The sequence below is a fragment of the Polyangium sp. y55x31 genome (genome assembly GCF_029946505.1).
Classification (GTDB): domain Bacteria; phylum Myxococcota_A; class Polyangia; order Polyangiales; family Polyangiaceae; genus Polyangium.
Genome location: NZ_JARZHG010000004.1, coordinates 373,925 through 397,231, shown reverse-complemented (window position 1 = coordinate 397,231; position 23,307 = coordinate 373,925). Strand labels below are relative to the sequence as shown.

Genomic DNA, 23,307 nt, shown 5'->3' with positions numbered 1-23,307 from the left:
GGCCCCGGCCACACGCTACTTTGGGGTTTCGTTCCTTCGCCCGACGTGCCAAATCGGCCGGCGAGTAGGCATCCTCATGAAGATCCCGCGCCACATCTTCCGCGAGTACGACATCCGCGGCGTCGCCGATCGCGACCTGGAAGGCGACCTCGCCCGCGAGCTCGGCCGCGCCTTCGCGTTCGTCCTTCGCAAAGACGCGGGCACGCCACGCGTCGCCGTCGCGCGGGACGGCCGCCTGTCGAGCGATCGCCTCTTCGCGGCGCTCACCGAGGGCCTGCTCGCGGGCGGTGCGGACGTGATCTACGTCGGCGTGGGACCGACGCCGATGCTCTACTTCGCCGCGCATCACCTCGAGACGCACGGCGCGGTGATGATCACCGCGAGCCACAACCCCGCGCCCGACAACGGCTTCAAGATGATGCGCGGCAAGGGCTCGTTCTACGGCAAGGACATCCAGGCGCTCGCCGACCTCATCGAGCAAGAAGCCGCGCTCGCCGATCCGCCCGCCGCGCGCGGCAAGCGCACGGAGACCAGCGTCCAGGATGCGTACATCGCGTCCGTCCGCCGATCGAGCCGCCTCGCCCGCACCGACGTTCGTTTCGTCGTCGACGCGGGCAACGGCGCGGCCGGTCCGCTCGGCGTCGCGACGCTCTCTGCCCTCGGGCTCTCGCCGGAGGCGCTCTACTGCGACATCGACGGACGCTTCCCGAACCATCACCCCGACCCCACGGTCCCTGCGAACCTCGCCGCGCTGCGCGAGCGCGTGCTCGCCACGGGCGCCACGCTCGGCGTCGCGTGGGACGGCGACGGCGATCGCATCGGCGCGATCGACGAGACGGGCGAGGTGGTCTGGGGGGACAAACTGCTCCTGCTCTACGCCCGCGCCCTGCTCCGCGAACATCCCGGCGCCACCATCCTCGGCGAGGTGAAGTGCTCCGAGACGCTCTATGCCGACATCACGAAGCACGGCGGCCGGCCGATCGTGTGGAAGACGGGGCACTCGTTGATCAAGACGAAGATGAAGGAAGAACACGCGCTCCTCGCGGGCGAGATGAGCGGCCACATGTTCTTCGCGGACCGCTGGCCGGGCTTCGACGACGCGATCTACGCCACGGTGCGCCTCGTCGAGATCGTCGCGTCCGAGGGCAAGACGCTGCGCGAGCTGCTCGCCGACGTGCCACAGACCTTCGCCACGCCGGAGATCCGCGTCGATTGCCCCGACGTGGTGAAGTTCGACGTCGTCGCCGCCGTCGTCGCGCACTACCGCGGCAAGCGGCCCGTGCTCGACATCGACGGCGGGCGCTTCGATTTCGGCGAGGGCGCCTGGGGCCTTTGCCGCGCGTCGAACACGCAGCCCGTGCTCGTGCTTCGCTTCGAGGCGCCGACGCCCGAGCGGCGCGACGAGATCCGGCGTGAGGTCGAGGGCGTGGTCGCGGACGCGATCCGCCGCGCGACCGAGGCAGGCGGCCACCCGTGACGGCGACGCGCGGCGAGGCGCCGGGCGAGACGTGGACGATCCGTCGCGTGCTCGCGTGGGCGGTCGACGACCTCAAGAAGCGAGGGTTTTCCTCGGCGCGCCTCGATGCCGAGCTTTTGCTCTGCCACGTCCTCCGCACCGACCGGATCAAGCTCATCGTCGACGCCGAGCGCCCGCTCGACAAGGCCGAGCTCGGCAAGTACCGCGAGCTCTACCAGCGCCGTCGCGCCGGCGAGCCGATCGCGTACCTGCTCGGCGTGCGCGAGTTTTACGGCAGGCCTTTCCGTGTCGATCGACGTGTCCTCATCCCGCGCCCCGACACCGAGACGCTCGTCGAGGTCGCGCTCGCGCGCACGCGGCACCTCGACCTCTCGGCGCGTGTCCTCGACCTCTGCACGGGCTCCGGCTGCGTCGCGATCTCGCTCGCGCGTGAACGACCGACCACGTGTGTCCTCGGCCTCGACCTCTCGCCCGACGCGGCCGTGGTCGCGCGCGAAAACGTCGTGCGCCTCGGCGCCACGAACTGCGCGATCGGCGTCTCGGACCTCTTCTCCGCGCTCGAAGGTCGCGGCGCCGTGTTCGACCTCATCACGGCGAACCCGCCCTACATCCCGGAGGCCGAGATCGACACGCTCGCGGTGGACATCCGCGGCTTCGAGCCGCACCTCGCGCTCTCGGGCGGGACGGACGGGCTCGTGCTCCTCCGGCGCATCGCTGCGGAGGCGCCGCGTTACCTCGCCCCGGGCGGCGTGCTCGCGGTCGAGGTGATGTCCGGCCAGGCCGAGGACGTGAGCGCGCTTTTTGCCGCGGCGGGTTTTACCGATATCGAGATCCAGAAAGACCTCGGCGGGCACGATCGGATCGTCTCCGGCGTTTGGAAAGGCAAACCATGAGGGCGCCCGGGGGCCGCGCGCCGGGGGATTCGCCGTTGGATGGAGAGGCGCTGCGCATGATTCGCCAGCGCTCGCTGTTCATGGCGCGGCGGCTCGGCTACCCGGTCGACGTCAGCTTGCCGCTGATCACGGACCGCGGGGTTTTACGGGACAAGGACGAGGTTGTCGACCGCATGCTCGCGCTCGACGCGGTGATCGCGTGCGCCTCCGGCATGCCGCCCGAGATCGCCTCCGATTGGGTCTCCGAGATCGGCGTCACGGGCGCGCTCTCGCCCTCGGAGGCGCGCGTGCTCGAAGGTCGCGCCGAGGAGGTACCCGCGGGCCTGCTCGAGCGCATGGAGGCGCTTTGGGCGCTCGGCTGGGCGAGCTCGCTCTTCCGGGCCCTCGATTATTCGCGCATCTGCGGCCCCGAGCTCGCCATGATCTTCGGCGAGCTCGACGATGCCCGCGACGTGCGCGCCTTGCGCAAGCGCTGCCGGATGCGCCGCCACGAAGAAGTCCTCTCCGCCTGCGACCTCGCCCGCTGCTTGCACCGCGGGATCGAGATCGCCGCGCGCAAGCGAATGAGCTTGCCCGGCAAGATCCAGCCGAACGTCATTCTGGAGCGGAGGAAGGCGCTCGAATGGCTGCTCGGCGAAGAGGAGTGGGACGAGGTGTTCGTCGGGGTTTGAGTCCGCCGGCGCGCTTCACTTCTGCCGCGGATAAAGCGCCGTCCGCCATCCGAGCACGAACGCACCGCCGCGGATCGAGTTCCCGTACATGTAATCGTACGCGAGATACGGCCCCATTCCGACCTTCGATCCGAGCCGGAGCCCCTCGTAAAACACCCCGAGCCCGAGCGCCGAGGTCAGACCTCCGTCGACGAGCAGCGTCTCCTGGTCGTCGGCCGGCGTCACGATCGCCGTCCCCACGCCCGTCTCCACCATCAGCCCGAGGTCGCGCAGCGGCCCGCCGAGCGTGTAGAGCGGATAAATTTCCGTGTGAAACCCGACCATCCCGCTGAACATCACCTTGTCGCCCGCGTCGATCCCGAGTGACCCGAACGTCAGGCCGAACGACAAGAAATCCCGGAGCGCCACGCCCACCCACGCGCGCGCGCCGAAGCCCGCGCCGATCCCCGTGTCCGTGTAGTACCGGAGCAGGCCGATCTTCGTCGGGTCGTTCGGGAACCCCGCCGCGCTGCCGAGCGACGCGCCGATCGCGAGACCAAACGTAAAACTGCTTCGCCGCTCCGGCGTCACCACGCGCATCGTCGGGTCGTTCGGATCTTCGAGGCCACTCGTCCCGAGCGTCCGTATGCCGGCCTCTTCCTTCTTCGCCTCGGCCTCGGCCTCCGTCGAGCTCCGGCCGCCGCGTGGGCCTTGCTGCGCGCTCGAAGGCGAGGTCCACGACGTGATCGCCGCGGTGAGGGCGATGGACAGAGCGGCCACTTTTTTCGGGGAAACAACCTTCGCCATGCGGAGCCCTTCCCTTATACGATACGGCCGATGTCCCGCATCGCGATCGTCTTCCCTCCGATCCGCGTCTCGCGCGACTTCATCGACTACCCGTACTTCGCCGACCTCGGCGCCCTCCAGGCCGCCGCGGTCTTGCGTGCGTCGGGCTTCGAGGTCGACCTCGTCGACGCGCTCGCGATGGAGGGCGCGACGCTCGCGAGCCACGACGACGACCCGGGCCACGTTCGGCTCGGCGCGTCGCTCGATGCGGTCCTCGCGCGTGTCTCCGACGAGAGCGACGCCGTCCTCGTCGCGTACACGCCGTTTCACAGGCCGCCCTCGCGCGACGATCTGCTTGGGAAGCTCCTCGCTGGTCTCGCCGCGCATCGTCCGGATCGTCCTCTTGTCTTGGCAGACCTCTACCAGAGCGGCCAGCACGTCGTCGACGTCCCGTCGAGCGAGATCCTCGCCGCCTACCCCGAGGTCTCCGCCTTGATCCGCTACGAGGCCGAAGGCGTGCTCGCACGGGTTTTTTCCGATCTCGTACGACGAGGCCGGCCCGAAGCGCCGTTCGCGCTCGTCCCCGAGGACCCGCCGCACCTCGACGACCTGCCCTTGCCCGCGTGGGACCTCGTCGATCTGCCCGCCTACTTCGCCTTCCACGAGGCCACGATCCGCGGCCTCGGCCGGCCTCACTGGGCCTTCCCGATCGACGGCCGGAGCGCGCCGATCCTCACGAGCCGCGGCTGCCCCTACCGCTGCGTGCACTGCTCCTCGAACCCCACGGCCCGCAAGGACGGCGAGCTCGTCCGGCCCAAGACCCAGCGCCGCTACGGCCCGGCCTACCTCGATCGCCTCCTCGGCGACCTCGCCGCGCGCGGGGTGCGTCGCGTGCACCTGCTCGACGAGCTCGTGAACGTGAACGAGCGGCATTTCGACGCCGTGCTCGAGCTCCTCGAAAAGCACGATCTGCGCTTCGAGATCCCGAACGGCGTACGCGCCGACTACGTCCTTCCGCGCCACGTCGAGGCCATGAAGGGCCGGATGACCACGCTCAGCGTGAGCGCCGAGAGCGGCGTGCAGCGCGTCGTCGATGAGGTCGTGGACAAGCAGCTCGACCTTCACGCCATCCAGGAAGCGGCGAAGCTCGCGCACGAGGCGGCGCTCCCGATGCTCGTGCACTTCATGATCGGTTTGCCCGGCGAGACGAAGCGCGACATCAACGGCACGCTCGCCTTCGCGCTCGACCTCTTCGAGCAGACCGGCGCGTTCCCGAGCATGCAGTTCGCCACGCCCCTGCCCGGCACGCGCCTCGGCGCCGAGGCCAAGAAGAAGGGCCGCGCGCTGCCCGTCGTGAACGACTGGGGACCGCGCTTCCAGCAAGCGCCGACGATCGAGACCGACGCCTTCACCGCGGAGGACCTCCGCCGCTTCAAGTGGACGTTCGACGAGCGCATCCGGGCCTCGCAGGGCCCGAAGAAGGTGATCATGAACGTCACCTACAAGTGCAACAACCGCTGCACGTTCTGCGCGACGGGCACGCGCACGCAGTTCGACGGCGACCTCGATCGGCAACGTGAGCTGCTCGTGAAGTACCGAAAGCTCGGCGTCACGCTGCTCGACTTCGACGGCGGCGAGCCCACGTTGAACCCGAACCTCGTCCGCCTCGTGCAGTTCGCCCGCCGCATCGGCTACGAGCGCGTCAACGTCACCACGAACGCGCGCATGTCGAGCTACGACGAGTTCGCGCAGAAGCTCGTCCACTCCGGCGTCACCTCGATCCTCACGAGCATCCACGGCCCCGACGCGCAGACGCACGCGCAGAACGTGGGCGTCGCCGAGGCCTTCGATCAAACGATCGCGGGCGTGAAAAACTTCGTCCGGCTCGCGCCGCCCGGCGTCGAGCTCGGCGCGAACATCACGCTCACGAAGTCGAACCACAAGAAGCTCCACGACGTCGCGGCGCTCGTCTTCGATCTCGGCCTGCGCTGGTTCAACATCCAGTTCCTCACGCCCTTCGGCCGCGCCACGAGTTCGGTCTGTCCGGACACGGACGCTGCGGCGCGGGAGACGAAACGCGTCATCGACGACTTCCGCGATCGCATGAAGATCCAGGTCATCAACCTGCCCTTCTGCTTCATGCCCGGCTACGAAGAGTTCCTCCTCGGCGACATGCTCAAGCTCGAGCGGCACATGCTCTTCGTGAACAACGAGGAGGTGAACCTCTTCGAGTACCTGCGCGAGCGGCGCGTGAAAAAGCCCGTCTGCGAGACGTGCCCGCACGAGGTCTTTTGCGGCGGCTTTTACGAGCTCGAAGACGTCCCCGAGCCGACGTGGCTCATCCAGCCCGAGGATCTCGTCCGTCCGATTGCAGCGGATGTTCCGCGACCGTTCGCGCGCCACTGAAGAGCCCCTTCGCGACCACCACCGCGACGAGCACCACGAGGCCGAGGATCCGCAGAGGCCAGCCGAGGTAGAGCACCCAGCCGTCGTGCTCCAGGCTCACGAGCGCGATGGAGAGCCCCACGAGACCCGCCACGATCTCGGTCACCCGGCTCCGCGCGCTCTCCTCGCCCGCCTTCGGCGCGTGCGAGAGCGCGTGCAGGAGGAGCCCCGCCACCGCTGCGACGAGCCACGGCCGGATCGAGGCGATGCGCGCCGCGCCCACGAGGTCGAGCGAGAGCGCGCCGCCCACCGTCGAGAGCGCGCAGCCGGCGAGCGAGAGCGCCGCGATGAACTTGCTCTTCGGCCCGGGCACGTGTTCGAGCGCCTGGATCGCCACGACCATCGCGAGCGGAATCGTGTGCCCCGCGATCGCCAGGATGATCGTCGGCTTGAGCTCGCCCGCGCGCGCGAGCGAGGCGACGGCCGTGCCCTCGCCGGCCTGATGCAAGAGCACCGCGACGTAGCCCATGAGGAGCGTGGGGTCGTCCGCGTGCGCGCCGCGTTGCGGGACGAGCCGCTCGATCAAAAACGGCACGAGGAAGCCGGCCGCGGCGGCTGCGATCGTCAGCCATCCGGCCTCGACGATCGCCTCGGGCAGGAGGTGCAGGAGCGCGATCGCGGTCGAGCCGACCATCGCAAACGTCCCGAGGCCCGGCATGACGCGCTGCCCGTGGTCACGCCAGATCGCGGCGATGCCGCCGAGCAGGACGGCGAGCGCGAGGACGGCGAGCCCGGCGGGGAGGGACACGGCGCGCGTCGTAGCATGAATTCGGGCCGGTCCGGGCGAGAGCCTTCTTCCCTCGCGGTGTGTCTCGGACACGTGTAATGTCGGGCCCGTTCGTCGACGGAGCGCCGAGCGGCGCGAGGGAGGAAGGATGAACCCGGCAGAACGTGGTCTTTTGTCATTGCTCGGGGGCGTGGCCACCGGGGTGCATGTCCTCGTGGCCATCGCGGTGCTCGTGCTGGGGCTCGTCCTCGTGCGTCCCGTGAACCAGAACGCGGGGCTCGTCTTCGCGGGCGCGGGCGGCGTTCGGCTCGTCGGGCTCGGGCTCGACTTCATCGTCGACATGCTCATGGCGAAGAGCGACTTCGACTCGATCATGCTCTGGAGCGCGCTCGGCAGCGTGATCTGGCTCGGCACGGGCACGGTGTTCTTCGGCGGGATCGCGTTCGGGGCGTACAAGCTCGCCGAGACGCGGCAGCCGCAGCAGAAGGGCGGTGGGGCATGGGCGGGGTGAGCGGAATCGGCGCGAGCCTGCTCGGCCTCGCGAACACGGGCGTGCTCACGCTGCTCGGCGTCGCGCTCGTCGTCGTGGGGCTCGGCACCGTGAAGAAGACGCATGCCGCCGCGGGGTTTTGCCTCGCGGGCTCGGGCGCGCTCATGGCGTTCGGCTCGGTCCTGCGTGGGATCCTGAACTTCGCCCTGAGCTTCGCAGGCGGGGGGCTCGGGACCTTGTACACGCTCTCGCATGTCCTCACGACGCTGATGAACCTCCTCGCGGCCGTGCTCCTGCCGGTGTCGATCTTCCTGCTCGCGAACGCGGTGAAGCAGGGGGCCGGGCAGAGCCAGGCGCAGGGGCCGCGCATCCACTACTGATCTCTCGGGCCGCGCCTGCCTGCGCGGCCTTCGCCCCCGACGCTCCGCAACTCGCGCCCGGCTCCGGCATCCGAAGGGCATGGGCAGCGAGACCTACCACGAGCCATACGACGTCCTGTCGCCTGCGGCTCGCGACATGCACCGAGCGATCTGGTCCCTCATCGAGGAGCTCGAGGCCATCGATTGGTACGCGCAACGCGCCGAGGTCACGGGCGACGCGGAGCTTCGGGCCGTCCTCTTGCACAACCGTGCCGAGGAGATCGAGCACGCGATGATGAACCTCGAATGGATCCGCCGGCAGGATTCGTTATTTGACAAGAATATACGCACCTATTTGTTGAAGGACGTCCCCATCACCGAAATCGAGGCGGAGGAGGAAGCCAAAGCAGGGGGCGGGGGCGCAAGCGAGGGCGCGGGTGCATCGCCGCCCGAGCGAGGCAGCTCGGGTCGTGGGCTCGGGATTGGCAGTTTGAGGGGGAGGTGAATCGTGGCCCTGGATCTGCTCCGTCGTGACCTCGCTCCGATCCTGCCCGAGGCGTTCGCGCTCATCGACGCGGAGGCGCGGCGCGTGCTCCAGTTGAGCCTCGCGGCGCGAAAGCTCGTCGATTTCCGCGGTCCGTTCGGCTGGGGATATGCCTCGGTCAATACGGGCCGGCTCCGCCTGCTCGGCGAAGGGCCCGTTCCGGGCGTGACCATTGGACAGCGCATGTCGCAGCCGCTCCTCGAGCTGCGCACGCCGATCGTGCTCGACCTCGCGGACCTCGACGCGGCGGCGCGCGGCGCGGTCGACCTCGACATGTCTGCGGTGGTGCAGGCGGCCGAGCGCATCGCGCGGGTCGAGGACGGCGCCGTTTTTCATGGTTATGCCGAGGGCGACATTCCCGGCATCGTCCAGAAGAGCCCGCATCCGCCCGTGCGCATCCCGGCGGTCACGGCGTTCCCGGCCGCGGTGGTGCAGGCGAAGGAGGTCCTCCGGTCGGCCGGCGTCACGGGTCCGTACGTGCTCGTGGCGGGCTCGCGTGAATACGACGAGCTCGCGGCGGGCTCGGACGACGGGTATCCGATCTTGAAGCGCATCGAGCGACAGATCATCGATCACCCGGTCGTGTGGGCGCCTGCGCTCTCCGGCGCGGTGCTGCTCTCCGTGCGCGGCGGCGATTTCGAGCTGACGGTCGGGCAGGACCTCTCGATCGGTTATGCGTACCATGAAAAACAGCGGGTCGAGCTCTTCTTGACCGAGTCGTTCACGTTCCGCGTCCTCGAGCCGCAGGCGGCCATCGTCCTGCGCCGCGGCTAGATCCCGCCCGCCCTTCCGTTTGCCCTCGCCCTCGTGTACGGTGCCCTGCCGCCCGAACGGCAGGAACACCGGCCTCATGAAAAACCCCTCCCTGCGCGCCTATGCCGCGCTCATACTCGCCTTGCCCCTCGTGGCCCTCGGCTGCTCGAAGGAAGCGAAGGCCAAGGGCACGCTCGAAAATTACGAGGCGGTCTTCCGGGTATGCAAGGAGGAGACGGAGAAGGCGAAGCTCTCGCCGGGGGAGCATCGTTGCTCGCTCGTGGCGAGCATCGCCGTCGATCTCGGCCTCGAAGAATCGGGGCTCGAGGAGCCGAAGCGGCGCGAGCTGCTCTCGGCCTGGCTCGAAAAGAAGGGATTCGGGGCCCATTACCTGCCGCCGGACAAGCGGCCGAAGGAAGAGCGCTGAGGGCGCGAGAAAGGTTTGTCATGACCGAGGAAGGGATCGACGATCCGCGCAGCGTCCTGTCGCTCGCCGCGAGCGAGCTCGGCGCGGGGCAATTCGAGGAGGCGCTCCGGCGCGTGAAGGCGCTCCAGCCGTCGCTTTCGGGAATTCCCGACCTGCTCGCGCCTTCGCGTGCGCTCGAAGCGCGGGCCCTCGCGAGCCTCGGCCGCGGGGAGGAGGCGCTCGTGGTGCTCGATCAGGCGCAAAAGGACGCCGAGGCGGCGAACCTGCCCGCGCACGTCGAGGGCCTCGGGCGGCTGCGGGCCGGGCTCGCGCAGGCGTTCGAGATGGAGCAGCTCGCGTCGATATCGGCCGACGATCTGGAGCGACAAACCGAGGATCCGGCCCAGCGCGCCGTGCTCTTCTCGAACAAGATCGTCGCGGCGCTCTCCGTGGGCGACATCGAAGGCGCGCGCGAGCTCTTGCCGCGCGCCCGCGTGGCCGCCGAGCAGGCCGAGGATCCGGCGGCGCTCCTGCCCGTGCTGCTCGCGACGACGCAGCTCTGCGTGGCGACGGACGACGTGAAGACGGCGAAACGCGCGCTCGAAGCGGCCCGCAAGGTCGCCGAGGCGCACGAGCCGGATGCGATCCCGCTGATCGACGAAATGGCGGGGTATCTTTTGCGGGATCCCGAGGCCTGATTCCCATCCCCTCTCCCGCCGGGCGGGAGAGGGGCAGGGGTGAAGGTTCTTCCGTTCCTATTTCGGCTCCACCACCATCGCGCTCCCGCCATTGCGGCGCACCGGCTCCGCGACGGCGGTCATCGTACCATCCCCGTTCAATCGAATCGCCGTCGCCGCGCCGATCAGGCCCGCGTCGGAGAACGCGTGGCCCTTGGCCTGGAGCGCCGTCGCCTCGGGCGAGCTCATGAAGAGCGGCTCGGCGCTACTCGTGGCATTCGGCGCGTTTCGTTGCGACACGCGCGGCGCGGCCAGCGCCTCGTCGATCGGCATCTTGAAATCGAGGTGGTTCACGAGGATCTGCATCACCGTCGTGATGATCGTCGCGCCGCCGGGCGAGCCGAGCGCGAGCACGGGCGCGCCGTTCGAAAGCACGATCGTCGGGCTCATGCTGCTGCGCGGCCGCTTGCCCGGTTCGAGCACGTTCGGGTGCGGCGTGTCCGGCGTCGGGGGCACGTTGAAATCGGTGAGCTCGTTGTTCAGCAAGAACCCGCGCCCCGGCACGACCATGCCGTTGCCGCCCTCGTATTCGATCGTGCAGGTATACGAGACCAGGTTCCCGAACGAATCCGCCACCGTGATGTGCGTCGTCTCCGGATCGAGATCGGCGGGCGACTCCCCCGCATACACCCAGGCCGGCGGCTTCGGCTTCGCGCCGCTCGGGTCCACCTGATGCGCGAACGGATTGCCCGCGGGTTTGGCCTCGACGGAGGCCGTCGCCGGGTCGATGAGGGCCCGCCGCTCGGCCGTGTACGCCGCCGAGAGCATTCCCTCCACGGGCACGTTCACGTATTCGGGATCCCCCATGAAGGTATTTCGATCCGCATACGTGAGGCGCGAAGCTTCGAGCCACAAATGCAAAAAGTCCGCTTTGCTGATCGAGGTCGGATCGAATCCTTCGAGCAGGTTCAGCGTCATGCCCGCGGTGAGCCCGCCGCTCGACGGCAATCCGACCCCGAGGATCGTGAGCCCGCGATAACTCGTTTGCACGGCCGGGCGCACGCGCGCCTCGTAGGCCGCGAGGTCCGTGAGGGCCATGAAGCCCGGTCGAGAGACGATCGTCGCATCCGCGGTGAACGGCGGGTTCGTCACGGTCGCGACGATGTCTTTGCCGATGTCGCCGTCGTAGAACACGGCCGGACCATTCTTCGCGATGAGCTCGTACGTCGCGGCGAGGTCCGGGTTCGTGAAGATCGCGCCGACGGGGAAGGGATCCCCGGCCGCGTTCAAGAAGAGCGCGCGGGTGCTCTGGATCTGCCGAAAACGATCGATGTTGCGCGTCGTCTGATCGAAGAAGGTCGCGTCGACATCAAAACCCTTCTTGGCCACGAACGTGGCGAGCTTCAGCGCGTCGGCGAGCGAGAGTTTTCCATAACGACGCAGCGCCTCGTCCCAGCCGCGCAGCGTGCCCGGCACGCCGACGGACAGGCCACTCGTGAGCAGATCGTTGAATGCAATGGGCGCGCCGTTCTCGTAATACGCCGTGTGCTTCATTCCTTGCGGCGTCGTCTCGCGGTGATCGATCACCACGGCCTGCTTCTTGTCCGCGAGCCATACGAGCATGAACCCGCCGCCGCCGACGCCGCACGAGAATGGATCGGTCACGCCGAGCATTGCGGCCGCGGCGACCGCCGCGTCGACCGCATTGCCGCCGGCTTTCAGCGCCTCGATCGCGGCCCACGTCCCGCGGTGATCCACCGTGGCCGCGGCGCCGCCCTTCCCGGCGGCGGTCGGCACGAACATCGTGGGCGGCACCGGATCCGGCGGAGGCTCCGCGTCGGCCGGGGCATCGGGCCCCGCGTCCATCGGCTCGGGCCCGGCGTCGTTTCCGCCGCCGCTACCCGCGTCCGGATTCGTGGTGGGAGGGGCCGGCTGCGAATCGAGCGAGCAGCCGAGCAGCGTGGCCGCAAAAAGAAGAGCGAAACTCGTGTGACGCATGGCGTCGAGGAGAACACGGCCGCGAGGGCGAATCCATCGGGAAATGACGAATTCGCGGACCGGGAAGGACGCGGGGGTCGGCTACCCGCCTTCGGAGAGCCGCCTCGCCAGCCGCACGTGGAGCGCGTGCCCCGCCTTGAACGCGAGGTAATGCGCCCGCGGCAGCGGATCCAGGAGCGAAAGATCTCCCACGAAATCCAGGAGTTTGTGGCGCGCTGGCTCGTCCGGGAAGCGCAGCGGCCCGTTCAGCCATTTCGCCTCGTCGCAGACGATGGCCGAATCGAGGCTCGCCCCCGCGAGGAGCCCCCGCGCCCGCATCACCTCGACGTCGGAGACCACCCCGAACGTCCGCGCCGGCGCCACCTGCGCGAGGAATCGCTCGGGCGACGCCACGAGCGACGCCCATTGCTCGCCGATCGGCGCTGCCTCGAACGCGATTCCACAAGAGAAACGTAAATCCGGCGAGGGGATCGCCGCGACGAACGCGTCGCCGCTCGACGGCACCCAGATCGGCGCCTCCAGAATCGTTTGCAGCCGCGGCGCATACGCCGCCGAGAGCCCGACCCGCGCGATCGCCTCGGCCCACGGCAGCGCCGAGCCGTCGAGGATCGGCACCTCGGGCCCCGTGAGCTCGATACACGCGTCGTCCACGCCCATCCCCGCGAGCGCCGCCAGCAAATGCTCCGGCGTCCGTACCTCTGCCGCCCCATTGCCGAGCGTCGTCGACCGCGTCGTATCGACGACGAACGCCGCGCGGGCCCGGATCACCGGCGCGTCCGGCAAATCCTTCCGCACGAAAAAGCGCCCTTCGCCTGCCGCGACGGGGCGGATTCGCGCTTCCACGTGCGCGCCCGTGTGCAGGCCTCGCCCCGCGAGCACCACGTCCTCGGCTACGGTTTTTCGCTTTTCGACCATTGTTCGTTCGTGAGGGCTCCGGTCTTCGGCGTGGTCATCGACCTCGGAGAGGAGGCGCGAAAAACATTTCGCGGCGCGCTCGGGAGTGAGAAAGAGGCCGGTTCGATCTTGTGGCGCGCTGGCATGTCATGGCAAGGGTTAGGTCGATGAAGCCGCTTCTCATCGTGAACCCCCGGTCGGCGGGAGGGAAGACGGGCGCACTCTTCGAGAAGATGCGCGGCCCGATCGAGCGTCACCTCGGGCACTTCGACGTCGCGTTCACCGAACGATCGCGGCACGCGGTCGACATCGCGCGCGACGCGGCGAACGAGGGGCGGGCGATGGTGGTCGCGGTCGGCGGCGACGGCTCGATCCACGAGGTCGTCTGCGGGCTCATGGAGGCGCGCGACGCGGGCAAGAAGCCCCCGCAGCTCGGCATCATCGGCGCAGGCACGGGCGGCGACTACCGGCGCACGCTCGGCTTCGAGAACCGCCTCGACCGTTATTGCGAGGCCATCGCCGAGGGCAAGACGCGCGCGGTCGACATCGGCCGATTCTCCTACGCGACGCACACGGGGGAGCGGAAAAGTTCTTTCTTCGTGAACATCCTCTCCGTCGGCATGAGCGGGCTCGTGGATCAGCTCGTGGCCGAGTCGACGCGTACGCTCGGCGGCACGATGGCGTATTTCACGTCCTCGGTGAAAGGCCTCGCGCGGAGCGTCGTGGGCCGCGTCAAATGCACGATATGGCGGGAGGACGGCTCGCGCGAGGAGACGATCGAGACGCGCTGCATGGCGATCTGCAACGGCCGGTACTTCGGCAGCGGCATGCAGGTCGCGCCGATGGCGCACCCGGACGACGGGCTCTTCGACGTCGTCGACCTCGGCGCCGCCTCGCGCCTGCGCTTTTTTGCGGTCTCCTCGCGCATGTACACCGGCACGCACGTGCACTCGCTCGACGTGAAGCACTACCGATGCGAGCGCATCCAATTGGAACTTTTGAACAAGGACGTCGCGGACCGTTTCCTCCTCGATGTCGACGGCGAGCCGCTCGGCCGCTTGCCTTTGGAGATCGAGATGGTGCCCGGCGCCCTCGAGGTCCTCGTCCCGAAGCAATAATGCGCTGCGGCATTGCGGAATGGGCTCGCGCGCTGTTCGATTGGATGTAGAATCGATCGTCCCATGAGCCAAGACAGCGTCTCGAGCGGCGCGCGATCCTCTGGACCGCGCTTTCTGGTCGTTGGATGCGGCGGTATCGGTGGCCTCGTGGCCGCGCACCTGTTCGCAGGTGGGCACGACGTCACGGCGCTGACCACGAATGCACGGATCGCGGAAGCGATCAATACGAAAGGCCTGCGGGTCCTCGGCGAGAACAGCCCCGGCACGGTGCGAGGGCGGGCGATCGCGGAGCTTTCGCCGGGCACCGAGCCTTTTGATTACATCCTGCTCGCCACGCAGCCGCCGCAGGTGGAAGAAGCCGCCCGCGGTGTATTGCCCTTCCTCGCCGAGACGGGCGCGATGGTGACGTTCCAGAACGGCCTCTGCGAGCCGCGCCTCGCGCAGATCGCGGGCCCGGATCGGGTGCTCGGCGGCGTGGTCGCGTGGGGCGCGTCCATGATCGAGCCGGGCGTGTACGAACGCACGTCCCCCGGGGGGTTTGTCCTCGGCCGCATGGATGGGCAGCCGGACGACAGGCTGTATCCGCTGGCGAAGGCGCTCTCTTCGATCGGCGAGACGATCATCACGGACAACCTCGCGGGCGCGCGCTGGTCGAAGCTCGCGATCAACTGCGCGATCACCTCGCTCGGCGCGCTCGGCGGCGACAGGCTCGGCGCGCTCTTGCGCCATCGCTTCATTCGGCGGCTCACGCTGGAAGTCATGACCGAGGTCGTGCTCGTGGCGCGCGCCTCCGGCGTGAAGCTGCAAAAGGTCTCGGGCACGCTCGACCTCGACTGGATCGCGCTCTCCGACGCGGATCGTATGGCCGTCGCCTCGCCCTCGCTCTTCGCGAAGCACGCCATTTTGCTCGCCGTGGGCACGCGCTTCCGCAAGATGCGCTCGTCGATGCTCGCCGCCATCGAGCGAGGCCGGCCGCCCGCCGTGGATTTCTTGAACGGTGAAATCACGAGCCGCGGCCTCTCGCTCGGCGTCGCGACGCCCATCAATGCGGCCATCCAGGCCGAGGTGCACGCGCTCGCCGCGAACCGCACGCCGCCGTCGCTCGCGCTTTGCCGCGCGCTGTACGAGCGGACGCGTTCGCTCGTGAATGCGCCGTTCTCGATCCCGCCGCCCCCCGCGGAGGCGGATCCGGCCGCGCTCGACCCGGAGATCCCGCCGCCGCCCCGCAAGGCGACGGCGTCCCGTGTCTCTCCCTCGTCGCTCGAACTATGACGTGACGCCGAGCAGGCGGTCGGCGGCCGGATAGATCGGACGGATATCTACCGGGATATCGCCGAGCTTTCCGAGCGCGCGCGCGAGCGGCTCGCTCATCACGCCGTATTTCGACAGCATGGCCCGCGCGCCTTCCTTGTCGCCGCGGGCCTGCACGAGGAGAATTTCACGCAGCAGCTCGCGGATCGCGCCCGGCATCTTTTCGTGGTCGATCGAGAAGAGCCCGCTCGCCGCATCTTCACGGATCACGTCTTTCTCCATCAGCCAGTGGAGCTGCAGCGCCGTGCCTTTGCCGTGCGCCTCCTCGATGCCGAAGCGCGTCGCGCGGAACATGCCGGCGAGGAACGTGGAGAAGAGTTCCGACCGCCACTCGGCGGGCAGCACGCCTCGATCCATCAAAAAGAGGATGTTGTAGATCCCCATCACGTCCGCCTTCGCCTCCTCGAACGGCGAATGCAGCTCCTCCAGCCGCAGCCGCACCTCGGTCGACGTCCCGTCCACGACGATCCGCCCCGGCCCGAGGCCGTGCGAGAGCTCGTGCAGGAGCGTGTGATGGAAGAAGGCGTCCGCCGAGAGGCGCGATAGCTCCTCGGGCGCGAGGAGCCGCGCCGCGATGGGCTTCAAGATCCCCTCGAATTTGGCTTTCATCACGTTGCGGAGCAGCACGTTCTTGCTGCCCTTCGCCTCGCGGACGCGCTCGTCGTTCGGCAGGTTGAACGCGAGCGTCTGCACGCCCGCCTTCGTATCGCCGGCCGAATACACGAGGTCGGCCACGCGAATCGGCGAATCGGTGCCGCGGTTCGGGTTCTTGTGCTCGTCCGGGATCGGCAGGTTCCACTCCATCGCCGGGAGCTCGGACTTCAATCGCGCGAGCGTGCCGCTCGCGGACGGATCGATCACCGTCACGAACGAGGTGAACGCGGCCTTGTACCCGAAGAGCCGGTCCTCGTAGGTCTCGTAGGGGCCGATCGTGACCTCCACGCGGCTCTCCATGTCCATCCAGGCGATGTCACTCTCGTAATATTCGTCCGTCCCGAGCGCCTTCACCACGGCGCCGAGATACCGCGCGAGCCCGGCGTCCTTCGTCGCCGCCGCGGCCATTTCGAGCTCCGCCACGACGGGCTCGAGGGGCGACCGGAACGCCGTCGAATACCGAATCGTGACGAGCCCGTGTTCCCCGCGCCGGACGAGCGTGTAGAGGCTCCGCAGCGCGTCGGCCTTCTCCGGATGCGCGGCGATCCACGCCTCGAATTCCTCCTTCGTCATGTCGACCGGGTAATACCCCGCGCCGGGGGGCCTCGGCATGTCGCCCACGAACGGCTTTTGATCGAGCCGATCCCACGGCCCGGCCGAGAGGTCGAAATACGCGAGCGCGTCCTTCGCGAGCGGCGACGTCTCCTTCGCGAGCTCCGCGCGTAGGTCCGGCGCCTCGGCGAACGATTGCCGCAGGAAAATGGCGTCGATTGGCAGGGACGCGCGGACGAGGTGCAAGAGGACCTCGCGTTCGTCCGGCGTGAGGGCGTCGAGGTCGGCGTCGATGGGCGTGGGCACGAAGCGCGCGAGGCGCGCCGAGACGTCGGGCAGGATGTTCATGGCTCCTGCGAAAGGTGTAGCCGGCTCAGGGGGCCTTGGCGAGGTCCATCCTCGGGCGCTGGATTCGTGCTTCGGCCCGATCGTCTCGCCGAGGCCCGCAATGTTCTCCGCGGGCAATCGATACCCGTCGCTATCGTGCCCAATTCGTTGCGTCGAAATGGGCGACGCAGCGGGCGTTCAGCAATGGGGCACGGCACCTACCGCTGCTGATTGTTTTGCCGCGCCGCGCAGCCGCAGCCCGGATCGGCCGCGGGAGGCGGCGGCCGGTGCGAGCAGCCTGCGAGGAGGGCCGAGAGCGTGACGAGGGCGACGAGGAAGTGGCGCATGGCCGCATCGTTTCCGAGCCGATGCGGCAGGTCAAGCGCCCGCGCTTTTCTCGGGGTGCGCTTCGGCGATAGCCTCTCGCTTCGCATGGGACGAAACCTCGGGCCCCGCATCCGGCGCGTGGTCCTCTCCAAGGAAGGCCTCGCCCACGTCGAGCGACGCGGCAGCGCAGACGGTAGCTTCGAACTCCCCTTCGGCCGCGCCGAGCTCGGCGAGGTGCTCCGATCCCTCGTCGTCTGGGTCGAGCGCGGCGAGGGTCGAACGACGGCGCTCGCCTTCGACGCGCCCGAAGACCCGGACGCCGCGCTCGCCGAACGAAAGCTGCGCTTCGAGCCGGGGACGACGCTGCGCGGCATCGTGCACGCGGCGCGGGGTCGGCGCGTGCGGGCCTTCGGCAGCGACGGGCCGATCGAAGGCGAGGTGCTCGGCTTCGAGGAATCGACGGGCGGGCAAGGGCCACGCAGGTGGCTGCTCCTGCGCACGGGCGCCGGGCAGATCGAGGTCGTCGACATGGCGTCGGTGCGAAAGATCGAGCTCGCCGATCCCGCGCTGCAAGGCAGCCTCGACGTGCTCGTGAACCGCGGGCGCACCTCGGCAGGTGGAGACGGCCGCGCGGTGCGCGTGGGCCTCGCGGGCCCCGTGGAGGACGTGCGCGTGCTCTACGTCGTGCCCGCGGCGCCGTTCCAGCTCTCGTACCGGCTCGCGCTCGCGGGCGCGGAGGCGCGGCTCTTCGCGTTCGCGCTCGTGCAGAACCCGCTCGATGAGGACCTCGAAGACGTGGAGCTCGTGCTCTCGTCCGCGCAAGCTGCCGCGGCGTCGAGCGACTCGTACGGGCGCGGCGATCGGCGCACCGACGACGAGACCGAGAACGCGACGAAGCTCGAACGCACGCGCAGGGCGCACGGCCAGCCGGCCACGATCCGCGCCGCGGCGCCGCTCGGCACGCTCGTCGCGCTCGCGGGACGCCCGGCCGAGCGTATCGACGAAGCCGACACGATGGACACCGAGCAGGCCGCCGCCGAGCTCGCGGCCGCGGCCGCCGTCGAGCCGAGGGAGTGGGTCGCCGAGGGACCCGTCTCCATCCCGCGCCGTGGCGCCGCGATGGTCCCCGTCCTCGCGGCGAGCGTCCGCGTGCGCAAGGAGCGCATCTTCCGCGAGGGCGCGGGACCGAGCCCCGACCTCGTCCTCTGCTTCGACAACGACACCGGCGCGCGCCTCGACGAGGGCCGATGCGCCGTCTACGACGAAGGCCGCTACGTCGGCGAATCCGCGATCGGGGCCGCGACGCGCGGCGCGCTCGTGCGCGTCTCGTTCACGAAGGACCCCGGCGTTCGTTGCCATCGCACGAGCCGCAAGGACACGTCCTTCGCGGGCCTCGTCTTCGAGGCGGGCGGCCTCATCGAGCAGCGCCGCGTCGAGGAGCGCCACACCTACGCCGTGCGCAACGATCATCCGACCGTCGTCGACGTCGTGCTCGAGATCTCGCGCAAGGACGGCCGCACGCTCACGGGCGAGGGCCTCGCGCCCATCTCCGAGACGCCGCGCGTCATGCGCTTCCGCGTCGAGGTCCCGCCGCGCGGCGAGGCGACGATCGTGGTGCGCGAGGCGTGGACCGAGTCGACGCGCCTCGCCTACGAGTCGATCGAGCCCGGGCACATCGAGTCCTGGCGCGCCTCCGGGCGCGTCGATGCAAACGAACTCGACGTGCTCTCCGAGCTTTCCCGGAACGTCGAGGAAGCGACGGAGCTCGAGGCCGAGCGGATGCGGCTCGATCGGGAGCTCGTCGAGATCTACACCCGGCACGGAAAGATCGCCGAGCAGCTCGCCGTGCTGCGCGACGCGGGCCCGGAGGGGGCGCTGCGCGCGCGGTACGTGAGCGAGCTCGACGCCATGCAGCAGCGCATCGGCCCGATGGAGGCGGAGATGCGCAGGCTCCGGGACGAGGCCGACACGCGCAGGCGCGCCGCGGAGCGAGCGCTCGGGAGCCTCGCGCGGGGCGCGTAACGCGCTTCGACGAACGCGGCGTGGCCTTATACTCGCCGCGTGCTGCCCCTGCTCGCGCTCGGCGTCATCGTCGTCCTCACCGTCGGCTACTTCTCCTACGGCCGCCTCATCGCGAGGAACTACGCGCTCGACGACAGCGCCGAGACGCCCGCGGTGCGGCGCGCGGACGGCGAGGACTTCGTGCCGACGAAGCCCTTCTACCTGCTCGGCCAGCACTTCAGCGCCATCGCCGCGGCCGGCCCCATCGCGGGCCCGATCCTCGCGGCGCAGATGTTCGGCTGGGTGCCGTGTGTGCTCTGGATCGGCTTCGGCGTGATCTTCATCGGCGCCGTGCACGACTTCTCCGCGCTCGTGGCGAGCGTGCGCCACGAGGGCGAGAGCGTGGCCGAGATCGTCCGGCGGCAGCTCGGCCGCCGCGCGTGGCTGCTCATCCTCACGTTCATCTGGCTCGCGCTCATCTACGTGATCGTGGCCTTCGCCGACATCACGGCGAGCACGTTCGTCGGCAAGACCGAGGAGTTCGAGGGCGGCAAGTACAGCTTCAACCCGGGCGGCGCCGTCGCGGCGGCGAGCACGATGTACCTCGGCCTCTCGATCCTGATGGGCCTCATCGACCGGCGCTTTAAGCCCCCGCTTTGGCTCACGACGATCATCTTCGTGCCCGCGACGCTCGGCGTCGTCTGGCTCGGCACCAAGATCTCCACCTCGTTCGTGCTCCCCTTCGAGAACCCGCAACGCGCGTGGGGCCTCGGCATCCTCGTCTACTGCTTCATCGCCTCGCTCCTGCCCGTGTGGCTGCTCCTCCAGCCGCGCGGCTACCTCGGCGGATTCGTCCTCTACCTCGCGCTCGCCGTCGGCACGATCGGCCTCTTCTTCGGCGGCCTGCGTTATCCGGGCGAGTTCGACATCCGCATGCCGGCCTTCAAGACCTTCGACGCCGGCGGCCCCTTCGGCGGGCTCTTCCCGTTCCTCTTCGTCACGATCGCGTGTGGCGCCTGCTCGGGCTTTCACGGCCTCGTCTGCTCGGGCACGACCTCGAAGCAGATCGCCAAGGAGTCGCACACGCACCCCGTGGGCTACGGCGCGATGCTGCTCGAAGCCTTCGTCGCCATCATCGCGCTGACGACGGTCATCACCCTCGCGCCCGAAGGAAAGCTCCCCGGCCCCGGCAAGATCTACGGCGACGGCGTCGGCCGCTTCATGACCGTGATCCTCGGCAAGGAGCACTTCCTCTTCGCCGCCACGTTCGGCGCGATGGCCTTCTCCACCTTCGTCTTCGACACGCTCGACGTCTCCACGCGCCTCGGCCGTTACGTCCTCGAGGAGCTCTTCGGCTGGAGCAAGAAGCGCAAGGCGGGCGCGATCGCCACGGCGCTCACCTTGGTCCCGCCCGCGTACTTCGTCGCCACCGCGCGCCCGCCCGCGCCCGGCGTGCGGCCCGCGTACCTCGATTTCTGGACCCTCTTCGGCACGAGCAACCAGCTCCTCGCCGCGCTCACGCTCCTCGCCGTCACCGTGTGGCTCCACCGCGAGAAGCGCCGCGTCTGGTACACGGCCGTGCCCATGGTCTTCGTCATGACCGTGACCCTCTGGGCGCTCATCGCGCAGATCCGCCACGCCTTCGGCGCCATCCGCGAGGGCGGCTTCTCCTTCAACACCGCGACGATGAACGGCGTGGTCGGCGTCCTGCTCGTCGGCCTCGCGATCGCGCTGCTCGTCGAGTCGTCCCGGGCGCTCCTCGGCCGGACGCCCGCGCCGGCCGAGACGCGCGCCGGCTGAGCCCCCCAACCCCCCCGATTCCCCTGCGATCCCCGATGTTTCGGGGCCATGTCGCTTTTCTGGAACCGCGCCCGGATCTCGCTGTCGTTAGGTACGTGGACGCGATGCTGAACGCCGGATGAGACGCGCGGACGCCCTGGAGAGGGCGCCCGACGAGTCGCCCGCGTAGCAGAGCTTCACAGAAGAACACGGCAAGAGTGATCCCCGCCGAGCGCGGAGGAAATCAGGAGAGGTTTGTCATGGATCATCGCAACGAGAAGAAGCCGGCACTCGACTCGAACAACCCGTTCGTCGCCAAGGCGCCCGTGGATCTTTTCGGCGCGACCCAGGCGCGCCCCTTCGATCCCCGCGCCCTCTTCGCCGACAAGGCGAGCGAGCCCGAGATCGTGGCCGCCGACGCGCCCGAGGGTTCGTACACGTACGCGCTCGTCAAGAGCGGCCCCGAGGTGCCGGCCGAGGAGTGCGAGCGCGCGGACGAGGCGGTCGAGATCATGATCCTCTGGGGCGACTCGATCCTGCACGTCGCGCACCTCTCGCCGGTTCGTCCGTTCCACGTCGGCGAGGAGAACGCGGACTTCGTGATCCCCGCGGCCACGCTCGGCGCTTCGCATCTGCCGGTCGTGCTCGTGGGCGCGGATGGCAAGGCGCGCGTCGTGGTGCCCGCGACGGCGAAGGCCTCGATCGAGACCGAGGGCCGGCGTGCTCCGGTCGACGCGACGAACGCGATGCCGTGCGCGGCGCTCGCGGGCAGCGTCGAGGTTGCGCTCTCGCTCGGCGCGCGGGTGAAGGTGGAGATTGGCGGCCTTTCGATTCAGGTCGCGAGCGTGAAGGCGGGCCGCAAGGTCAAGGGCGGTGCTGTGGCGATGCAGGGCAAGGGTCTGTCCTGGCACGGCGTCTCGCTCGCGGTGCACGCGGGTTTGCTCGCGGCGGCTGCGTTTTTCCTTCCGCCCCTCGGCGCGACGGACGAGGACGCGGTCTCGGACGAGGACAAGTACTTCATTCAGCACGCGCTCGACGTGAGCGCGGAGCGCGAGGAGGACAAGAAGGAGACGCCCGAGCTCGCCGAGAACAACGAGAAGTCCCCTGGCGGCAGCTCCGGCGCGCGTGCGCAGGACAGCGAGGGCAAGATGGGCAGCACGACGAGCCGCAAGAGCGAGGGTCGCTTCGCGCTCGCCGGGGACAAGAACAACACGGACCCGCAGATCGCGCGGCAGGCCGCCATCGACGAGGCGCGTACCTTCGGCATGATCGGGATGCTGAACACGATGAACGGCGGCGACCCGAACGCGATCACGGCGAAGTGGGGCGGCGACACCACGTTCGGCAGCGACGAGCGCAGCGCGCTCGGCAACATGTGGGGCCCGTCGATCGGCGAGGCCGCGGGTTCGGGCGGGCTTGGTCTGTCGGGGCACGAGGAGGGTGGTGGTGGCAAGGGTGAGGGCATCGGGATCGATCGCATCAACACGATCGGCTCGAACCTCGGCGGCATGGGCGGCTTCAACCGCAACCTGAAGCCGAAGGACCACAAGACGAGCGCGCCCGTCATGCGTCCGCAGGGCATCACGACCACGGGGCGTCTCCCGGCCGAGATCATCCAGCGGACCGTGCGGCAGAACTTCGGTCGCTTCCGGTTCTGCTACGAGCAGGGCCTGCGGCAGAACCCGAACCTCCAGGGCCGCGTGGCCGTGCGGTTCGTGATCGGTCGCGACGGCAGCGTCTCGCAGGTGTCGAACGGCGGGTCGGATTTGCCCGACCAGAACACGGTCTCCTGCGTGGTCCGCTCGTTCTACGGGATGAGCTTCCCGGCGCCGGAGGACGGCATCGTCACCGTGACGTACCCGATCATGTTCCAGCCCGGGAGCTGATCCTCGGATCCCCAACCAACTGCGGTAAATCGAGCGCCGGGGCCATCTGACCTTCGTGTCAGGTGGCCTCGGCGTTCTCGTTTTGGAGGTGACACGCGTGTACGTCGCCGTCGCTGAGCAGGCGGGGCGCGTGACACGTGTGTAGGTCGCCTGCGTTGAGCAGGCGGGGCGAGTGACACGTATGTAGGTCGCTCGTCGCCGAGCAGCCGAGGCGAGTGACACGTGTGTAGGTCGGCGGCGCTGAGCAGGCGGG

General features: G+C 69.2%; 21 protein-coding genes. 15 read left to right on the top strand and 6 right to left on the bottom strand.

Annotation, left to right across the window (positions count from 1 at the left end):
* Positions 1-76: 76 nt before the first annotated feature.
* Genes QHF84_RS10615 through QHF84_RS10605 form a run of 3 tightly spaced genes read left to right on the top strand, consistent with a single transcriptional unit; the run spans position 77 to position 3,041 of the window.
* Positions 77-1,477, top strand: a complete 1,401-nt coding sequence (locus tag QHF84_RS10615; protein WP_281313113.1) for a phosphomannomutase/phosphoglucomutase — start codon at positions 77-79, stop codon at positions 1,475-1,477.
* Positions 1,474-2,370 (top strand): peptide chain release factor N(5)-glutamine methyltransferase, encoded by an 897-nt coding sequence (prmC, locus tag QHF84_RS10610; RefSeq protein ID WP_281313112.1) that lies wholly within the window; start codon positions 1,474-1,476, stop codon positions 2,368-2,370. Before QHF84_RS10615 ends, prmC begins: the two co-directional genes overlap by 4 nt.
* 56 nt (positions 2,371-2,426) lie before the next feature.
* Positions 2,427-3,041 (top strand): DUF4272 domain-containing protein, encoded by a 615-nt coding sequence (locus tag QHF84_RS10605; RefSeq protein ID WP_281313111.1) that lies wholly within the window; start codon positions 2,427-2,429, stop codon positions 3,039-3,041.
* A 15-nt stretch (positions 3,042-3,056) separates the two neighbouring features.
* Here the strand turns inward: QHF84_RS10605 and QHF84_RS10600 are convergent, their stop codons facing one another.
* Entirely contained in the window at positions 3,057-3,827 is a 771-nt protein-coding gene (locus QHF84_RS10600) for a hypothetical protein (protein WP_281313110.1), read from the bottom strand.
* 30 nt (positions 3,828-3,857) lie between these two features.
* On the opposite strand from QHF84_RS10600, the gene QHF84_RS10595 reads away from it, so the two are divergent.
* Positions 3,858-6,212 carry a radical SAM protein gene (locus tag QHF84_RS10595; RefSeq protein ID WP_281313109.1) on the top strand — a complete coding sequence of 785 codons (2,355 nt, stop codon included), beginning with the start codon at positions 3,858-3,860 and terminating at the stop codon, positions 6,210-6,212.
* Here QHF84_RS10595 and QHF84_RS10590 read toward each other — a convergent pair.
* Positions 6,145-6,999, bottom strand: a complete 855-nt coding sequence (locus QHF84_RS10590; RefSeq protein WP_281313108.1) for a hypothetical protein — start codon at positions 6,997-6,999, stop codon at positions 6,145-6,147. The two genes, QHF84_RS10595 and QHF84_RS10590, sit on opposite strands and share 68 nt — an antisense overlap.
* A 127-nt stretch (positions 7,000-7,126) precedes the next feature.
* Here QHF84_RS10590 and QHF84_RS10585 point away from each other — a divergent pair, with 127 nt between their 5' ends.
* From QHF84_RS10585 to QHF84_RS10560, 6 genes are all read left to right on the top strand, one after another.
* Positions 7,127-7,489: a hypothetical protein gene (locus tag QHF84_RS10585; RefSeq protein WP_281313107.1), complete on the top strand. Its 363-nt coding sequence runs from the start codon at positions 7,127-7,129 to the stop codon at positions 7,487-7,489.
* Positions 7,486-7,848: a hypothetical protein gene (locus tag QHF84_RS10580; RefSeq protein ID WP_281313106.1), complete on the top strand. Its 363-nt coding sequence runs from the start codon at positions 7,486-7,488 to the stop codon at positions 7,846-7,848. Before QHF84_RS10585 ends, QHF84_RS10580 begins: the two co-directional genes overlap by 4 nt.
* 79 nt (positions 7,849-7,927) lie before the next feature.
* Positions 7,928-8,332 carry an encapsulin-associated ferritin-like protein gene (locus QHF84_RS10575; protein WP_281313105.1) on the top strand — a complete coding sequence of 135 codons (405 nt, stop codon included), beginning with the start codon at positions 7,928-7,930 and terminating at the stop codon, positions 8,330-8,332.
* A 3-nt stretch (positions 8,333-8,335) separates the two neighbouring features.
* Positions 8,336-9,145 (top strand): family 1 encapsulin nanocompartment shell protein, encoded by an 810-nt coding sequence (locus QHF84_RS10570; protein WP_281313104.1) that lies wholly within the window; start codon positions 8,336-8,338, stop codon positions 9,143-9,145.
* 76 nt (positions 9,146-9,221) lie between these two features.
* Entirely contained in the window at positions 9,222-9,551 is a 330-nt protein-coding gene (locus tag QHF84_RS10565; protein WP_281313103.1) for a hypothetical protein, read from the top strand.
* A 20-nt stretch (positions 9,552-9,571) separates the two neighbouring features.
* A complete protein-coding gene (locus QHF84_RS10560; RefSeq protein ID WP_281313102.1) occupies positions 9,572-10,228 on the top strand; it encodes a hypothetical protein in 657 nt (218 codons plus the stop codon).
* Between the two features lie 57 nt (positions 10,229-10,285).
* On the opposite strand, the gene ggt is transcribed toward QHF84_RS10560, so the two are convergent.
* Both ggt and lpxC read right to left on the bottom strand, forming a co-directional pair.
* Positions 10,286-12,205, bottom strand: a complete 1,920-nt coding sequence (gene ggt / locus QHF84_RS10555; RefSeq protein ID WP_281313101.1) for a gamma-glutamyltransferase — start codon at positions 12,203-12,205, stop codon at positions 10,286-10,288.
* An 81-nt stretch (positions 12,206-12,286) separates the two neighbouring features.
* A complete protein-coding gene (gene lpxC, locus QHF84_RS10550; RefSeq protein ID WP_281313100.1) occupies positions 12,287-13,120 on the bottom strand; it encodes a UDP-3-O-acyl-N-acetylglucosamine deacetylase in 834 nt (277 codons plus the stop codon).
* A 146-nt stretch (positions 13,121-13,266) separates the two neighbouring features.
* On the opposite strand from lpxC, the gene QHF84_RS10545 reads away from it, so the two are divergent.
* Together QHF84_RS10545 and QHF84_RS10540 are read left to right on the top strand one after the other, a co-directional pair.
* A complete protein-coding gene (locus QHF84_RS10545) occupies positions 13,267-14,217 on the top strand; it encodes a diacylglycerol kinase family protein (protein ID WP_281313099.1) in 951 nt (316 codons plus the stop codon).
* Between the two features lie 63 nt (positions 14,218-14,280).
* Positions 14,281-15,489, top strand: a complete 1,209-nt coding sequence (locus QHF84_RS10540) for a 2-dehydropantoate 2-reductase (RefSeq protein WP_281313098.1) — start codon at positions 14,281-14,283, stop codon at positions 15,487-15,489.
* Here the strand turns inward: QHF84_RS10540 and QHF84_RS10535 are convergent.
* Both QHF84_RS10535 and QHF84_RS10530 read right to left on the bottom strand, forming a co-directional pair.
* Positions 15,484-17,082: a hypothetical protein gene (locus tag QHF84_RS10535; protein WP_281313097.1), complete on the bottom strand. Its 1,599-nt coding sequence runs from the start codon at positions 17,080-17,082 to the stop codon at positions 15,484-15,486. The two genes, QHF84_RS10540 and QHF84_RS10535, sit on opposite strands and share 6 nt — an antisense overlap.
* A gap of 197 nt (positions 17,083-17,279) precedes the next feature.
* Complete coding sequence (locus QHF84_RS10530; protein WP_281313096.1) at positions 17,280-17,408, bottom strand: hypothetical protein; 129 nt, start codon at positions 17,406-17,408, stop codon at positions 17,280-17,282.
* 85 nt (positions 17,409-17,493) lie between these two features.
* Between QHF84_RS10530 and QHF84_RS10525 the strand changes: the two genes are divergently transcribed.
* The 3 genes from QHF84_RS10525 (at position 17,494) to QHF84_RS10515 (ending at position 23,054) form a co-directional block, all read left to right on the top strand.
* On the top strand, positions 17,494-19,410 hold the full coding sequence (locus QHF84_RS10525) for a DUF4139 domain-containing protein (RefSeq protein ID WP_281313095.1): 1,917 nt from the start codon (positions 17,494-17,496) through the stop codon (positions 19,408-19,410).
* Between the two features lie 39 nt (positions 19,411-19,449).
* Positions 19,450-21,189 carry a carbon starvation CstA family protein gene (locus tag QHF84_RS10520; RefSeq protein ID WP_281313094.1) on the top strand — a complete coding sequence of 580 codons (1,740 nt, stop codon included), beginning with the start codon at positions 19,450-19,452 and terminating at the stop codon, positions 21,187-21,189.
* Between the two features lie 239 nt (positions 21,190-21,428).
* Positions 21,429-23,054, top strand: a complete 1,626-nt coding sequence (locus tag QHF84_RS10515; RefSeq protein WP_281313093.1) for an AgmX/PglI C-terminal domain-containing protein — start codon at positions 21,429-21,431, stop codon at positions 23,052-23,054.
* Positions 23,055-23,307: the final 253 nt, after the last annotated feature.

Bases quoted from the DNA above. Each gene is read 5' to 3' on its own strand.
- QHF84_RS10615 (WP_281313113.1), top strand. From the start codon at position 77: ATGAAGATCCCGCGCCACATCTTCCGCGAGTACGACATCCGCGGCGTC.
- QHF84_RS10605 (WP_281313111.1), top strand. From the start codon at position 2,427: ATGATTCGCCAGCGCTCGCTGTTCATGGCGCGGCGGCTCGGCTACCCG.
- QHF84_RS10600 (WP_281313110.1), bottom strand. From the start codon at position 3,827: ATGGCGAAGGTTGTTTCCCCGAAAAAAGTGGCCGCTCTGTCCATCGCC.
- QHF84_RS10595 (WP_281313109.1), top strand. From the start codon at position 3,858: ATGTCCCGCATCGCGATCGTCTTCCCTCCGATCCGCGTCTCGCGCGAC.
- QHF84_RS10585 (WP_281313107.1), top strand. From the start codon at position 7,127: ATGAACCCGGCAGAACGTGGTCTTTTGTCATTGCTCGGGGGCGTGGCC.
- QHF84_RS10575 (WP_281313105.1), top strand. From the start codon at position 7,928: ATGGGCAGCGAGACCTACCACGAGCCATACGACGTCCTGTCGCCTGCG.
- QHF84_RS10565 (WP_281313103.1), top strand. From the start codon at position 9,222: ATGAAAAACCCCTCCCTGCGCGCCTATGCCGCGCTCATACTCGCCTTG.
- QHF84_RS10560 (WP_281313102.1), top strand. From the start codon at position 9,572: ATGACCGAGGAAGGGATCGACGATCCGCGCAGCGTCCTGTCGCTCGCC.
- ggt (WP_281313101.1), bottom strand. From the start codon at position 12,205: ATGCGTCACACGAGTTTCGCTCTTCTTTTTGCGGCCACGCTGCTCGGC.
- lpxC (WP_281313100.1), bottom strand. From the start codon at position 13,120: ATGGTCGAAAAGCGAAAAACCGTAGCCGAGGACGTGGTGCTCGCGGGG.
- QHF84_RS10545 (WP_281313099.1), top strand. From the start codon at position 13,267: ATGAAGCCGCTTCTCATCGTGAACCCCCGGTCGGCGGGAGGGAAGACG.
- QHF84_RS10540 (WP_281313098.1), top strand. From the start codon at position 14,281: ATGAGCCAAGACAGCGTCTCGAGCGGCGCGCGATCCTCTGGACCGCGC.
- QHF84_RS10535 (WP_281313097.1), bottom strand. From the start codon at position 17,082: ATGAACATCCTGCCCGACGTCTCGGCGCGCCTCGCGCGCTTCGTGCCC.
- QHF84_RS10530 (WP_281313096.1), bottom strand. From the start codon at position 17,408: ATGCGCCACTTCCTCGTCGCCCTCGTCACGCTCTCGGCCCTCCTCGCA.
- QHF84_RS10525 (WP_281313095.1), top strand. From the start codon at position 17,494: ATGGGACGAAACCTCGGGCCCCGCATCCGGCGCGTGGTCCTCTCCAAG.
- QHF84_RS10515 (WP_281313093.1), top strand. From the start codon at position 21,429: ATGGATCATCGCAACGAGAAGAAGCCGGCACTCGACTCGAACAACCCG.